At 50.8% G+C, this 14,095-nt stretch carries 13 protein-coding genes and 2 pseudogenes; 8 read left to right on the top strand and 7 right to left on the bottom strand.

Translation table 11 applies throughout. The features are described 5' to 3' along the window. The first annotated feature begins 355 nt into the window (after positions 1 to 355). From rfbF to ACR0EN_RS05490, 5 genes are read left to right on the top strand one after another with little or no spacing between them, the layout of a single operon-like run. Positions 356 to 1,120: a glucose-1-phosphate cytidylyltransferase gene (rfbF, locus tag ACR0EN_RS05510; protein ID WP_170627351.1), complete on the top strand. Its 765-nt coding sequence runs from the start codon at positions 356 to 358 to the stop codon at positions 1,118 to 1,120. Continuing rightward, complete coding sequence (gene rfbG, locus ACR0EN_RS05505) at positions 1,105 to 2,166, top strand: CDP-glucose 4,6-dehydratase (RefSeq protein ID WP_480585566.1); 1,062 nt, start codon at positions 1,105 to 1,107, stop codon at positions 2,164 to 2,166. Before rfbF ends, rfbG begins: the two co-directional genes overlap by 16 nt. Continuing rightward, the gene (rfbC, locus tag ACR0EN_RS05500) at positions 2,163 to 2,705 is read left to right on the top strand and encodes a dTDP-4-dehydrorhamnose 3,5-epimerase (protein ID WP_170399817.1); all 543 of its coding nucleotides are present in this window, start codon (positions 2,163 to 2,165) and stop codon (positions 2,703 to 2,705) included. Before rfbG ends, rfbC begins: the two co-directional genes overlap by 4 nt. Next, positions 2,702 to 3,913: a class I SAM-dependent methyltransferase gene (locus ACR0EN_RS05495; protein WP_170818004.1), complete on the top strand. Its 1,212-nt coding sequence runs from the start codon at positions 2,702 to 2,704 to the stop codon at positions 3,911 to 3,913. Before rfbC ends, ACR0EN_RS05495 begins: the two co-directional genes overlap by 4 nt. Next, positions 3,910 to 5,013, top strand: a complete 1,104-nt coding sequence (locus ACR0EN_RS05490) for a DegT/DnrJ/EryC1/StrS family aminotransferase (protein WP_170627347.1) — start codon at positions 3,910 to 3,912, stop codon at positions 5,011 to 5,013. Before ACR0EN_RS05495 ends, ACR0EN_RS05490 begins: the two co-directional genes overlap by 4 nt. Here ACR0EN_RS05490 and ACR0EN_RS05485 read toward each other — a convergent pair. The 5 genes from ACR0EN_RS05485 to ACR0EN_RS05465 are packed head-to-tail and all read right to left on the bottom strand — an operon-like array spanning position 5,010 to position 9,464. Further along, a complete protein-coding gene (locus tag ACR0EN_RS05485; RefSeq protein ID WP_170399826.1) occupies positions 5,010 to 5,696 on the bottom strand; it encodes a metallophosphoesterase family protein in 687 nt (228 codons plus the stop codon). The genes ACR0EN_RS05490 and ACR0EN_RS05485 overlap by 4 nt on opposite strands. After that, a complete protein-coding gene (locus ACR0EN_RS05480) occupies positions 5,677 to 6,666 on the bottom strand; it encodes an ATP-grasp domain-containing protein (protein ID WP_480585563.1) in 990 nt (329 codons plus the stop codon). The genes ACR0EN_RS05485 and ACR0EN_RS05480 overlap by 20 nt, the downstream gene beginning before the upstream one ends. Before the next feature lie 24 nt (positions 6,667 to 6,690). Next, a complete protein-coding gene (locus ACR0EN_RS05475; RefSeq protein ID WP_170399832.1) occupies positions 6,691 to 7,410 on the bottom strand; it encodes a class I SAM-dependent methyltransferase in 720 nt (239 codons plus the stop codon). A gap of 27 nt (positions 7,411 to 7,437) precedes the next feature. Further along, positions 7,438 to 8,595 (bottom strand): class I SAM-dependent methyltransferase, encoded by a 1,158-nt coding sequence (locus tag ACR0EN_RS05470; protein ID WP_480503416.1) that lies wholly within the window; start codon positions 8,593 to 8,595, stop codon positions 7,438 to 7,440. Between the two features lie 26 nt (positions 8,596 to 8,621). Continuing rightward, positions 8,622 to 9,464, bottom strand: coding sequence for a phytanoyl-CoA dioxygenase family protein (locus ACR0EN_RS05465; RefSeq protein WP_480459948.1), 843 nt, complete (start codon positions 9,462 to 9,464; stop codon positions 8,622 to 8,624). A 470-nt stretch (positions 9,465 to 9,934) separates the two neighbouring features. Here ACR0EN_RS05465 and ACR0EN_RS05460 point away from each other — a divergent pair, with 470 nt between their 5' ends. Continuing rightward, positions 9,935 to 10,687 (top strand): CmcI family methyltransferase, encoded by a 753-nt coding sequence (locus ACR0EN_RS05460; protein ID WP_170399841.1) that lies wholly within the window; start codon positions 9,935 to 9,937, stop codon positions 10,685 to 10,687. Then, positions 10,684 to 11,406 (top strand): WbqC family protein, encoded by a 723-nt coding sequence (locus ACR0EN_RS05455; RefSeq protein ID WP_170627340.1) that lies wholly within the window; start codon positions 10,684 to 10,686, stop codon positions 11,404 to 11,406. The genes ACR0EN_RS05460 and ACR0EN_RS05455 overlap by 4 nt, the downstream gene beginning before the upstream one ends. A 1,027-nt stretch (positions 11,407 to 12,433) precedes the next feature. Here the strand turns inward: ACR0EN_RS05455 and ACR0EN_RS05450 are convergent. Together ACR0EN_RS05450 and ACR0EN_RS05445 are read right to left on the bottom strand one after the other, a co-directional pair. Continuing rightward, on the bottom strand, positions 12,434 to 12,778 hold the full coding sequence (locus ACR0EN_RS05450) for a hypothetical protein (RefSeq protein ID WP_170818002.1): 345 nt from the start codon (positions 12,776 to 12,778) through the stop codon (positions 12,434 to 12,436). Between the two features lie 131 nt (positions 12,779 to 12,909). Then, positions 12,910 to 13,104 (bottom strand): annotated as a pseudogene (locus tag ACR0EN_RS05445) (hypothetical protein); the annotation flags it as partial. Between the two features lie 283 nt (positions 13,105 to 13,387). Here ACR0EN_RS05445 and ACR0EN_RS05440 point away from each other — a divergent pair. Further along, a pseudogene (locus tag ACR0EN_RS05440) lies at positions 13,388 to 14,094 on the top strand (IS6 family transposase). Position 14,095: the final 1 nt, after the last annotated feature.

Raw genomic sequence — 14,095 nt, 5'->3', positions numbered from 1 at the left:
TGTTCGGGCGGGAGCAGCCTCACTTCGTTGCGCTCGATCAGATACGCTCAACCTCTGGGCTGACTACTCCGGTAGAATGGCGGCATGAGACAACATCTGCGAATAGATCGCAGTCCGCCGCAGACAACTTGGCAATACCCGAGTTCAATCAGGAACGCCAACTCAACTCACGACCGAACTTTGAGCTGACCCAAAGTGGCAGCTTTGATTCACATGGGTTTTCAAATTATGTAGCAAACTGAGACCAGCTCGACGCGTCTCACACCACTCTCCTTGCTAATCAAAGTTATCATGCTTAAAGGGAATTCAATTATCTGCGGCCTGTTGGTCGATTAGAACAGAGCGGAGCGATGATTTGAAAGCGGTAATTCTAGCGGGCGGGCTTGGAACTCGGATTAGTGAAGAATCTCACCTCCGCCCAAAACCCATGATTGAAATTGGTGGTTTGCCCATATTATGGCACATCATGAAAATCTATGGCGCCCATGGGATCACTGAATTTGTCATCTGCTGCGGCTACAAAGGCTATCTGATCAAAGAGTATTTCGCGAACTACTTTCTACATACATCCGATGTCACATTTGATCTAAAAGACAATAAGATGAAGGTGCACAATCGATACTCGGAGCCTTGGCAGGTTACATTGGTCGACACCGGTCAGCTAACCCAAACCGGTGGCCGCCTAAAGCGTGTGAAGGAGCATCTGACCGACACGTTTTGTCTTACATACGGCGACGGTGTGACGGACCTTGATATTACCAAGCTTTTGGCCTTTCACAAAAGAACTGGCAGCCGTGCGACCGTTACCGCCTTGCAACCAGCAGCGCGGTTCGGAGCCTTGGAGATCGAGGGTGATTTTGTGACCCGGTTTAACGAGAAACCCGATGGAGATGGCTTCTGGGTTAACGGCGGTTTTTTTGTCTGTGAGCCTGAGGTGATTGACTACATCGACGGAGACGAAACGATTTGGGAACGCGCTCCATTGGAAACTCTGGCAACTGAGCGACAGCTTTCAGTGTTCAAGCATTCGGGTTTCTGGGCTCCGATGGATACGATGCGGGATCGTGATTACCTTGAAGAGCTTTGGAAATCCGGCGATGCACCATGGAAAACTTGGTGATGAATGCGTTCTGGAAAGACAAACGCGTTCTGATTACCGGACATACCGGGTTCAAAGGTGCATGGCTTGCGCTGTGGTTGACGCAACTCGGTGCCAAAGTCACTGGCATAGCACTGGCACCTGAAAGTCCCTTTTTTTCCTCTCTGAAACTAGAAGATACCATCAGGCACATTATCGGTGACATTCGAGATTCGTCTGTCGTGACAAACGCAGTAACAGTGTCAGACCCCGAAATCGTTTTTCACATGGCAGCACAATCTTTGGTTTTACGTGGATACGAAACCCCGATTGAGACCTGGTCCACCAATGTGATGGGGACGCTCAATCTGATGGAGGCGCTGCGTGATCTGACCGGTCCACGCGCCGTGGTTATGGTAACTACAGACAAAGTGTATGCCAACGACGAACAAGCGCGGCCATTTCGCGAAACTGATCCCCTAGGTGGTCATGACCCATATAGTTCCAGCAAAGCCGCGATGGAAATTGGCATCGATAGCTGGAGAAAATCTTTTTTTGCACAGACAGAGATCCGTATGGCTTCGGCGCGCGCAGGTAACGTTATTGGCGGTGGCGACTGGGCCGAGAACCGCATCGTGCCCGATATTGCACGTGCCCTGGCCGCCGACATTCCAGTCAAAGTGCGCAACCCGAATTCCGTTCGACCATGGCAACACGTCCTGGAGCCTCTGCGAGGGTATTTGATACTCGCGGAAAAGCTGTTTACGTCGGCAGATCTCGATCTCCAAAGTGCGTTCAATTTTGGACCACCATCTGAGGGGGTTAGAACCGTAAAGGACGTTGTTACAACGGCACTCTCCATGTGGCCGGGCGCATGGGAAGATACTTCTCGGAAATCCAATTCTGCCCACGAAGCTCAGATTCTCCGGCTTGCCACTGACAAGACAGAGGCACTGCTGGGTCATTTCGCCTGTTGGTCTTTCGAAGACGGCATCCGCGCTACAATACAGTGGTACCAGTCTGTTGCGGAGGGCCAGTGCCCTCGTGCGGTCTCACTTAAACAGTTGCAATACTATGGTGAATCTTGAAGCTTATCCCTCAAGATATTGATGGGCTTTACGAAGTCCAGTTGGCGCGCCAGTCCGATGCCCGCGGTGCTTTTGCTCGTACATTCTGTGCTGACGTTTTTGCGCAAGCCGGTCTGCTGACCAATTGGGTACAAATGAATATGTCGCAAACCAAGGGGCAAGGTACTTTGCGCGGTCTGCATTTTCAACGTGCGCCGATGGCTGAGGCAAAGCTTATACGTGCAACCGAAGGAAAGGTATTCGATCTGGCGCTTGACCTGCGCGAAGGCTCTCCAACCTTTGGTCAAAGCAGAGCAATCACATTATGCGCTGAGGCTGGGAACGCAATCTACATTCCTGAAGGCTGCGCTCATGGTTTCCAGACATTGACCGAGACCGCGACGCTACACTATTGCCACACTGCTCCGTACACACCGGAACTTGAGGGTGGTGTGCGTGCGACAGACCCCGATCTGGGCATTGATTGGCCCTTACCTATCACGCTTATGTCGGAAAGAGATCAAAACTTGCCTGCCCTGCTGGATGTTCGCCCCTTATGACCAATACCTGCCGACATTGTCTGTCTTCACGCACTATGGCGTTTCTTGATTTGGGATATGCACCCCCGTCAAACGATTATCTAAATGCGGAAGCGCTTTCTCGTCCCGAACTGACCTATCCGCTGCGGCTTTTCGTGTGCAAGGAGTGCCGCCTTGTACAAACGGAAGACTTCTCGTCGGGCGAGGCGCTATTCACCGAAGAATACGCTTATTTTTCTTCCACCTCGACCTCTTGGCTTGCCCATGCCAAAGCCTATTGCGACACGGTTATCGAACGATTTGCTCTAGATGCGGATTCTCATGTGATCGAGGTTGCATCCAACGACGGTTATCTGCTGCGCAATTTTCGGAAGGCAGGGATCCCCTGCCTAGGTATTGAACCCACACATTCCACCGCCTCCGCAGCGACGGCAATCGGGATCAATGTTGTAGAGGAGTTCTTCGGGGAAGGGTTGGCTAAGGGGCTGGCCAAATCTGATCTTGTCATAGGTAACAATGTCTTTGCCCATGTACCCGACATTAACTGTTTCTCGCGAGGGCTGGCGGTTTGCCTAAAACCTCAGGGCGTGGTCACACTCGAGTTTCCGCATTTGTTGAACCTGGTGACGCAAAACCAGTTCGATACCGTGTATCACGAACATTTCTCCTACATTTCTCTTCTTTCAGCCGAGCGTATTCTGGCGGCGGCAGGTTTGCGGGTGTTCGATGTTGAACAACTAACAACTCATGGCGGCAGCTTGCGTCTCTTTGCCTGTCTTGAAGGAGCCAGACATGCGCAAACCGACGCCGTGAAGGCCATGCGTGATCTCGAAGCATCTCACGGAATGAATGACGATGACTTCTACACAGGTTTCCAACTCAAAGCGGAAAAGGTCAAAGACGATTTCTTGCGGTTCGTGCTGGATGCTAAGGCGGAGGGAAAGTCGGTAGCAGGATACGGCGCAGCCGCGAAAGGCAACACGCTTATGAACTTCGCAGGCGTTGGTCCAGACGCCATTGAATTCGTATGTGATGCTGCAGAATTTAAGATCGGCAAATACCTACCGGGCAGTCATATCCCCATTCTGGCGCCAGACGAGCTACAGAACCGACGTCCAGACTACCTGGTGATATTCCCATGGAACCTGAAAACCGAGATTATGCAATCACTTGATTGGCTTGTAGATACCCGTTTTGTAACTGCTGTGCCAGAACTGCAAATCCTATGACCGACCGCATCGTCTATACCCGACCCTCTATCACCGATCTCGAGGTTAGTTATGCCACAGATGCCGCCCGCACTGGTTGGGGGCCGAAATGTTATGACTACATTCATCGCTTCGAGGCGACCTTCGCAGAGTATGTCGGAACAAAACATGCTATTTCGACTTCCAGTTGCACGGGCGCGATGGAGATGGGTCTGGCTGCGCTAGGTATCGGTCCGGGCGATGAGGTCATCCTTGCCGACACAAATTGGATCGCTACGGTTGCTCCCGTCGTGCATTTGGGCGCAACACCGATTTTCGTTGATATCTTGCCAGACAGTTGGTGTATTGATCCTGATCAGGTCCGCGCGGCGATTACATCGAAAACCAAGGCCATCATAGCCACACATCTCTACGGTAATCTCTGTGAGATGGACACACTGTTGAGCATCGCAGATGAATGTGGAGTGGTGCTTATCGAAGACGCGGCCGAAGCGTTGGGTGCGCGATATCGCGCCATTCATACAGGCGCGATGGGAAAGTTCGGGACCTTCTCTTTTCATGGTACGAAAACGTTGACCACCGGCGAAGGCGGGATGCTGGTGACCGATGACGATGCTTTGGCGGATCGCATTCTGACGCTGTCCAATCACGGACGTGACAAGGCGCAGAAAAAACAATTCTGGGCTGATACGGTCGGCTACAAATTCAAGATGTCAAACATTCAAGCTGCAATAGGAATGGGGCAGATTGAGCGCATTGAGGAACTGACGAACCGCAAAGCGGAGATACTAGCGGCCTACAAAGAGCGGCTGTCGCATCTAGGGCTATCGATGAACCCTGAGCCTCCTCACGTTCGGAATGGCGCGTGGATGCCCACTGTTGTTTTTGACAAGGCACTTGGCGTCTCCCGTGAGAGGGCCTTGGCAGCATTCGAGGCAGCAAACATTGATGCGCGTGTATTTTTCTACCCGCTTTCCAGCCAGCCTATGTTCGTAGAAGCGCCTACCCCGCATGCCCATGATATTTGCGAGCGGGCACTGAACCTGCCCAGTTTTCACGACATGACAGACGGGGACATTGATCGAGTCTGTCGGGTAATCGAGACCTTGGCCTCTCCTTAGGCTTTCACAATCTCGTCAATACGCCCGTTGATCTGGGCGCCTTTGGCAAGTCCGCGATACATGAACTCTTCGTACCCGCGCTCTTTCATCGCGCGTATCGTGCGGTCGATGTCATAAACGACTCTGTGCAGGGCAATCTGGCCATCTGATAAGATTGCGTAAGCTGCACGTGGGTCTCCATCGCGCGGCTGTCCGACCGAGCCCGGATTGCAAAAGACGTGCGTACCGAAGTCTAGAATGCATTGCACATGGGTATGACCCGCAAAGAGCCGTGTTACGCCTTTGGGAAACGTATCGATCCCCACTTTATAGAGGTATTCATCGACATGATCCTGCGGTCCTCCGTGTACAAACAATGTTGTGCCATCCTGGATGCTGTCCATTGATCGGCTCAACCATGCCACGCTGTCCGAACTTAGCTCTGTCTGATGTTTGTCTATGATACCCGCGACGACCTTAGAGCGTTCGCAATTCTGTCCCGACGTAACGTAGCTGTCGTGATTGCCCAGTATATTGCGCACCCCTTCTGCCTTGAGCAGTTGTACGCATTCTTCCGGCTGACCATTATACCCAATAACGTCGCCAAGGCACACAAACTCTGTCACCCCTTTGGACTTCGCGTCAGCCAAAACCGCCTCAAGCGCGGCCAGATTGGCATGAATATCAGAGATCAGGCCCAGCATAACGTATCCGATCTGCGTTGTGACGCTGCGCAATCCCTTCACGCAAGACAGGTTGCGCAGGCCGTCGTCGGTTCAGGTAAAAGTCAACACACATCTCAGCTTCGTTGAACCCGAAAGCGGTTCGCAAGGAACAACTACTTGAAAACCGAGGGTTGATTTCAAGAAGATAGGCATCCTCACCTTCCAAACGGAATTGTAAGTTGGTTGGACCCAGCGGCTTGTAGTAGCGCATGATTGTATCAGTTGCTTTGGATACGGCTTCATGAGTGACGGTCTTTGCCTCGCCAGTGTTCCCGGCACGTGTCAATCGGCGCTGAAAGATCAGTGGGCCAATGTAATCGCCGTCGCCAAAGCCAAATGTACCGACAGTATATTCATCGTCGTCCGTACCAACAATCCGCTGCACAAGAAATTCGCCCGAGGTTTTTCCGCTCCAATAATCAAAATCTACTTCGTCATGAAGAAGTACAATGCCAACGGAGCCTTCCCCAGTGCTGGGTTTCAAAAGAAATGGCGGTTTCCCCAGCGCCGCGCAGGCCGCTTCCCAAGTGCCACCTCCTGTAATCGACGGGATGACTGGCAACCCCAACTGCGCATAGTCGGCTGCAAAATCCGACTTGTTTTCAGTCAACGCGATAAGATGCGATGTGTTTAGGGCCAACGCTACCCCGAGGTCTTCGAAAAAACTTCGGTGGGCGTCTAGAAACGCCATGTCGATGCTGATACCTGGAAAAATTAGTTCAATTCCGTGATCCTGCACCAAATCTTTCCAGAACGTCAGATACGCATCTGAGCTTTCGTCTAGCTTGGGTTTCAGCAGAGTTTCATCGCACAGCTCTGCGCCGAATAGCGACATGCGCCGGTCAAGTCCAATTAACCACGACCGCCCGTCATCCCGCAGACTGCTGGCGATGCCCTGGCCTATGAGCGCTCCTACGCCGGTGACCAGAATACGTCGGCGCTCGTTCACAACTCAGGCCCCGCACAAACAGCTCTAGTCATGAGACACTTCTACAAGAAGACCAACACAAAGATCTGGAAAGTCAACGCCAACAGCCATCATCGCGCGCATGTTCTCTTCAAAGTTATCTAGCGTTCTGAGAACACCCAATGGAAGAGGCTTCAGGTAAAGCCCTTCCTCATGCGTTACTCTGTACCCGGCCAGCTCGATGGCGCTTCGCAATGTATCGCGGCAAAAATTGCGTTGATGTCCGAGCATTAAATCCGTTTCGTTCAGATCATAAATGTCCTCGATCATCCCCATCTCAAGCCCGAGGCGCCGGTTTAACGATTTTGCATTCGGTACAGCAATCCAAATGCGACCGTTGGGAGCTAGAAACTTTTTGTACCGGCTTAGAATGGCGACTGGATCATCCACATGCTCGAGCACGAATCCCATGACAATCAGATCGAAGGTGTCGGTAGGTGTGTAAGTTTCGAAGTACCCCGCCTCCAATGATCCAGTATACCAAGGGTTCTTGGACTGAAAATTCTCGATGACCTTTTGAGAGCCTTCAACGACGACGTGCTGGTCACTCATCTTGAAAAAGAAGGGAACTGTGTAACCATGCCCCAACCCAAGCTCTAGCAAACGCCCAACATGTCCCGCACGCTCAAAAATCCTCTCGGGATACCACCGCATAATGAGATCATTCTCAATCTCGACACTAGGTGGCTGCAAATACTTTGATGCGACGTCGTCTAGGTTTTCCATCAGATAGTCAGCCCTTTCGAATACACGTCATGACAGGTAGAGGAATTTCCGATCAGGGGTCTGAAAATTTGGAATTCCTTCAATTATTCGGCGCGCGTGACGTGGGTTTAGCCCCACCAAAATTGCCGCGGGCTCCGATTGCAAATCTCGCGGGGGGACTATCGGAATGCCATCAATCTCCTTGCCATGCAGAAACGGATTCTGATCGACAAAATAGCTGACGCGGCAGGGTTCTTTCAGACAGGAATAGATGAAATGGCCATAAATCCCGGCACCATATATCGCCAAAGGCATGTCCACCTCGACTGTCTCCTCGAATGTGGTGATCCGTGTTTTGATGTCGCTCCAAAAAACGGCCAACTGCTTGGCATCATCTACCCGGTTCGGGAATTCTGGTGGAGTTAGAACTTTCGCGTCAGTTGCGGTAAGCCGACCTGAAACGACGTAAGCCGACGCATGAGCATCTGGATCAATATCAATGTTATCGAACCCAGCATCGGTCATGAGACGCCACAAAGACGACTCGGAGAAGTGATTTACGTGATCTGCGACTACGAAATCAGCCGCGTTCTGATACATGTCCGGCACGATAAAGTAGAAATACCCTCCTTCTTTGAGCAGTATGCTGACCTCCGCCAGTATCCGATCAAGATGCGGGATATGTTCCAGTGCGTAGAACGAAAGAACGACGTCCATCTGCCGTTGCCAACTCGGGTCAGGTGCATGAGTGGCCCATTTGGCGCTGGTTGGAAAGCGTTCCCAAAACGGTATGTATTTGTCTGTCACATCAAACAAATACGGCTCTATCTCTGGTATTTCTTTGCAAACGGACCTTAGAGTGGGCGCCTTGGCGCAGCCGTAATCTAGTACCTTTCGATGTTTTGAAAGATCAATTTTTGACATCAGCACATTCGCCTGATGTTGCGACCGATAAACTTCCTTGCCGTCTACGACGGCGTAAAGCTGATCATCGTCTTCGCTGTCAATACTGATCTCATACTCGGTGGAATAAAACGCTTCCAGATCGGGCAGTTCATTGGTTTGAGCGTGCTGGCAAACCTCACAGAAATAAACAGTAGTGCGACCCTCAATGAGGTTGTTCATTGTGGTAAGTGATCTGTTTTCGCTGCTTTCAAAAATCGGAGCACCGGAAGGCGTACCGCAGACATTACATGTTGTCGTCATATCTTACGTCTCGTCGTTGTCATACCTTACGTCTCGATAAAATGATCGGGAAACACCTGTGCGACGTCAGTACCGGATGTCACCGACGCTTTCCAACCTACTTTCTGTCCCACAGGATCGCGGTAGTTAAAAAAACGGCTTTGCACTGACCAGCGTGCTCTTTCTGCTCGGTTCACGCCTGAGCCATGGAGCGTCAAAAAATCCATTAACAATAAGTCACCGGGTTCCGTCAGTGGGGCAGCTTGTTCGTATTTGCCGATAATCTCGTCCTCGTCGTGCAGGCCGATCTGATATGCGCCTTGCTTGTCAGCGTAGTTCGCTCCGCGAGAATAAACGCAAAGTCCGTCGCGATGGGATTTGGGTAGAACAATCACAGGGCCATATTCATCAGTTACCGGTAAAAGCGGGGTCCAAAATACAATTCCATCAATGCTTTGAGGCTGGTACATGAATTCTTGATGCCAATGAGAGCGAAATTTGTCTTCGTATGGGACATCAATCCGAATGCCATAAGACGCCGCACCAATCCCCGAATGCGTAGTATTGCGCAAGCTACGAAATAGCGCATCTGATCTCTCGTTACAAACCAAGCGCAGGAACGCCGGTATTTGCTTAACCAGATCGTAAATCTCGCCGCCATAGCTACGGTTCCTAGCAATAAGGGTGTTGTAACCTGCGTCAAATTGTTCGGGTGTAAATCGGGGGCGGTTCAGATCTTCACCATGACGCTCTGCCACCAGACCGATAATTTCATATATATCTTTCTGAATCGGTGTGATTTCTTTAGCGACGTCGTAAAAGCCCTTGATTATCAAATACCCTTCAGCTTCGAAGAATTTCCGGTCCGCTTCGGATAAGATCGCTGTCACGTCAAAGCTCCTCATACCTCAGGACTTCGTCTTTCATAATGTCCCGAGACCGTCAATACCAGACCGACGACCCCAAATAGACGGCGAATTAGCGAGTTCTTTTGTGGTAGGACAGTTAAAGCTGAGGACATTCGAATTGGCTGAACTGATCATGGGCCAATTCATAAGAGACACCGACGCGGCTATGATGTAACGATAGCTACATGGCCCCGGTAGTAGCTAGAACGTTCTAAGAATTCGGCACACTTATTCAAAGTGGGATGCTCTATTGTTTTAGTAGAGACCTTTGAGCTATTGATTTCGGAAGCTAGACAAAAAAAGTGTTCGGGTTGTTCAAAAGCGTGTCGGACCGACGCGAATGTTCGCGATATAAAACCTACTCACACAATGGATGGTGACACGACCTGCAACAAAGCTTAGATGAGAGCTCCAGAGCGTGGCAAATCACTTAAAAATGCTGAAGGCAAATCATGACGTCAAAAGACGACCGCAAAGAGTTTGAAGCTCACAAGAAAAAGCAATGCTTGGCGCTTGGGCAAGACGAGCAGGTTTTTCAAAGTTCAATTGCACATATGTTGCAACTTGATCCTTATGACTACTCTTATCTGTGGAGCTGGATGGGTGCACCCATCATTCAGATGCCTGCAGATGTGATGGCGACACAGGAAGTGATCTGGAACACGAAACCCGATGTCATTATCGAAACTGGCGTGGCACGCGGTGGCTCGGTGCTGTTTATGGCCTCACTATTGCAGTTGATTGGCAACGGCACCGTGATTGGAGTCGACATAGATATCCGCTCTCATAACCGTGACACGATCAACAAACACCCTATGTCGGAACGAGTCACTCTAATTGAGGGGCCGTCGACCAGCGAGGAAACATTGGCCGCTGTGCGTGCCGAGATCCCTGAAGGCGCCAAAGTCATGGTAGTTCTAGATAGCGATCACAGCCGCGATCATGTTCTGACCGAATGCCGTGCCTACGGTCCGTTGGTGACACCCGGCTGCTACATGGTCGTTGCAGATACGATGATCGGGCATGTCGCCCAAAAGGACAGTCCGCAAAATCGGTCGAAATCGTGGTTTACTGGAAACGAGCCGCTGTCAGCGCTCAATGACTATATGTCAGAGGCAGACTTATTCGAAATTGATCCGGTGTTGAACGGCAAGCTTGTGCTATCCTCTTCGCCTGGCGGGTACATTCGCCGCAAACCAGCATGACCACCGTAGTCATTTCGCAACCAATGTATTTTCCTTGGCCGGGGTTTTTGGCTCAACTCGCCTTGGCCGACATAGTCGTTTGGTTGGTAGATGCGCAGTTCTCCAAGGGTTCGTTTACCAATCGGGTGCAGGTAAAGCTGCCAACAGGTACCTCCTGGCTCAGTGTACCGGTAAAACACACCGGCAGTAGCACCAAAATCGCTGATCTCACCGCGGCCAATCCACACTGGCTTGAAAGTCACGTTGCTAAACTCAAACAATCGTTGAAAGACACCCCTTATTTGGACACGACATTGGCGTTGGTTCAAAGACTGGAACGATACGACAAGCTCTGCGACGCCCTGATTGCCAGCAGTGAAGGACTGGCCTCTAGATGTGGAATTGCGCCCAAAAGTACCTGTCTCAGCACTGATTTGAATATTGGCGGACACGGGTCAGAACGGGTCATGCACATCGTAAAGGAATTGGGCGGAACGCGCTATGTCACCGGACATGGCGCTCGCAACTATCTGGAGCACAAGGGGTTTGAATTGGCAGGGATCAACGTCGAATACATGGAATATGATGTCAGGCCGTGGGGGCGTGTTGAAGATGATTTTTCGCCGTTCGTGACCGGGCTTGACCTGTTAGCACATGTAGGCCCTGCTCAAGCTGCATCTTATCTAAACCCGCGCACACGCCACTGGAAAGAATTTCTTCAGAACCACCAACAGACATAGGCTTCCTAATATGGAATCGTTTCCGGTTTGGAACAGGATCGCATCATAGCGTTGACGGCTCGGAGTGTTCTATCTGTACCCCCAACTGTCCGGGGCAGAGGAGGTGATAGCCAAAGGATTGACGCCGCCCGAAGTGAGCTCCCACGCCCAATCTTACTGTGCCGTTAACTATTGGGCGCTAACTTGAGTAATTTAAAAAAATCAGTGCCTTATTGTGGCCCTTAGTTCTGGTCTATATCATTAGCTCCCGGTGTCTGACATCAGTACCATTGGGACAGTATTGATCGATTTGATAAGAGTAGATTTCTGGCTCATCGTAGCTGCCAAGGAGTGGAGATGAGAAAGAACCCCTAAAACAAGCAGAGTCACGGTGAGAAGCCAGCAAAGGACATTTGGCGTTCGACCCGTAAACAGTATTCCGCACAAGAAAAGATCCAGATCGTACTGGTCGGCCAAATAGGCGAGGAAAGTATTGCAGAGCTGTGCCGTCATGAGGGCACCGCGCAAAGCCTGTCCTGGGCGGACGCCTGTGGGCGCACCACCCTTTCGAACTATATTAAACTTGCTACCCCCCAACCCTCGCCGGGAGCAGGTTTTAGAGACGAGCACCCTGAAGGGCTTCGCCCAAAACCAGTTGTTAAAGGGAAATATGTACGACGCAACCACTTGGCAGAAGGCATGGCTGTGCGGCGTAATGGAAAATTTCTATCGCAAAAGGCAAAACTATTTGTCGCACATAGGGAGTAGGTGGCGGACCAAGGGGGAACAACCCTATTTGAGTAACCATTTTTCATGCAAAAAAATAACTGCCACAATATGTACCACGAAGTGGACAAGAATCGGTGGCGTGATCGGTCTACCACTCAGGACTTCGGGCTTTGTGCGGCCTGCCTTGCTCCCAGTTCAAAATGCAGCTTGATGCATGGATCAATCCGAATTGGTAGATTCACTTTCAAGACTTTGGTTTCACTAGGGCAACCTGGGCTCTACAACGCTATAGATTCTAACGCGCGAGCACAGATATTCGCTATAACCAAGCGAATGAATCTTCGCTCAGATCCATAAATGCCAGATCCTCAACTAAGACTTTGGCACCACTTAAATTAAGCAGCACCCCGTCATCCAGATCCCGGTACTTAATGTCGGAGATATCGTCTGCAAATAGACCTGAGCCAATCCCAATCTGATCAATCCCAACTTCAAAATCAGTCATGATGTTGAAGCCATCAAAAAAGTGAAACTCAAGAAGGTCAGCTTCCTCTCCACTAATAAGAACACCGCGGCCTGGTCCGCCTCTCAGGATATCGGCGCTTTCCCCACCATCCAATTTATCTCTTCCAAAGCCATCCTCCAGGATGTCAGCTTCATCCAAGCCATTGATATGGTCTCGTCTCCGACTTCCCGAAAGCGATACGCTGTCATCCAGTATGTTTACAGAAATGAGGGCCGTGGCTTCGGAAGTTCTACCGAACGTGTCTTCAAGTTCATACGTGAATGTCTGGACTATCTCGTCACCGGGGGCGACCAAATCAAGACATCTGAATCTGCTTCATATGTAAACGATCCATCATTATTCAGGTTTGGTAGCCTCTCTTCCGGACCTGAAAGCAGGGATACGGTTAGTCCTCCGCCTGTGTACCAGTTGTCGTTGGCTAGGATGTTTCCAGCGATGACATCGTCTTCGTCAATGTGAAAAACATCGTCTTGTGCATTTTGGTGGAAATGAAGCTGCTATGGCCGTCGCCCCATCGAGATCTTTCACCGTAGATTCCGAACCGGAATAATCGCCCCCTAGAACGATGGTTGTATCGGCAAATCCATCATTGTCTGTGTCTATGCCCAAAATTGCGGACCCCAAATAAACACTCAAATCACTTCGATCAAAACTGACACCATTCAACATAAAGACGTCATCAATCCCAAAGGTCTCGTCGGTAGACCTTGCCTTGAGGCGGGCAGGGGGCTTTCTCAGCATTTACCCATGACAAGACCTGCTTCTTTCAAATACTATAAACACCAGTCCTGAGATCATCCGCCTTGCGGTGATGCAGTACATCCGCTTCCCGCTTTCGTTTCGGAATGTCGAAGTTCTGCTGCACGAACGAGGCATCGACGTGAGCCACGAAACTGTCCGCTATTGGTGGAACAGGTTTGGCCCGATGTTTGCCTCTGAGATCCGAAGAAAGCGGGTGCAACAACTGCGCGCATTCTCGAAATGGAAGTGGCATGTGGATGAGGTTTTGTGAAGGTTAATGGCAAGAAGCATTACCTCTGGCGGGTCGTAGATCATGAGGGCAAGGTGCTGGGAGCCGTTGTCACCAAACGCCGAAACAAAGCTGCGGCGCTGAAATTCCTCAAGAAATTGATGGAGCGACACGGTAAAGCGGAAAACGTTGTCACAGATCGCTTCGCCTCATACAGAACCGCTTTCAGAGAGCTTGGTGCTGACAAAAAACAGAAAACGGGCAGGTGGCTCAACAACTGCGTCGAGAATTCGCGCCTGCCTTTCCGACGACTCGAACGCGCCATGCAACGTTTCAGGCGGATGCGAAGTTTGCAGAAGCTCGCCGCCGTCAACTCCTCTGTTTACAACCACTTCAACGAGAAAGAGCGCTTGCCAGCCGAGGCACCTTCAAGCTGATACTCACCGCCGCTCTCGCCGAGTGGCGGGGTCTTTGTGACGAATGAA

Source organism: Ruegeria sp. AB7, assembly GCF_056542625.1.
This window is presented reverse-complemented; position numbering and strand designations above follow the sequence as displayed.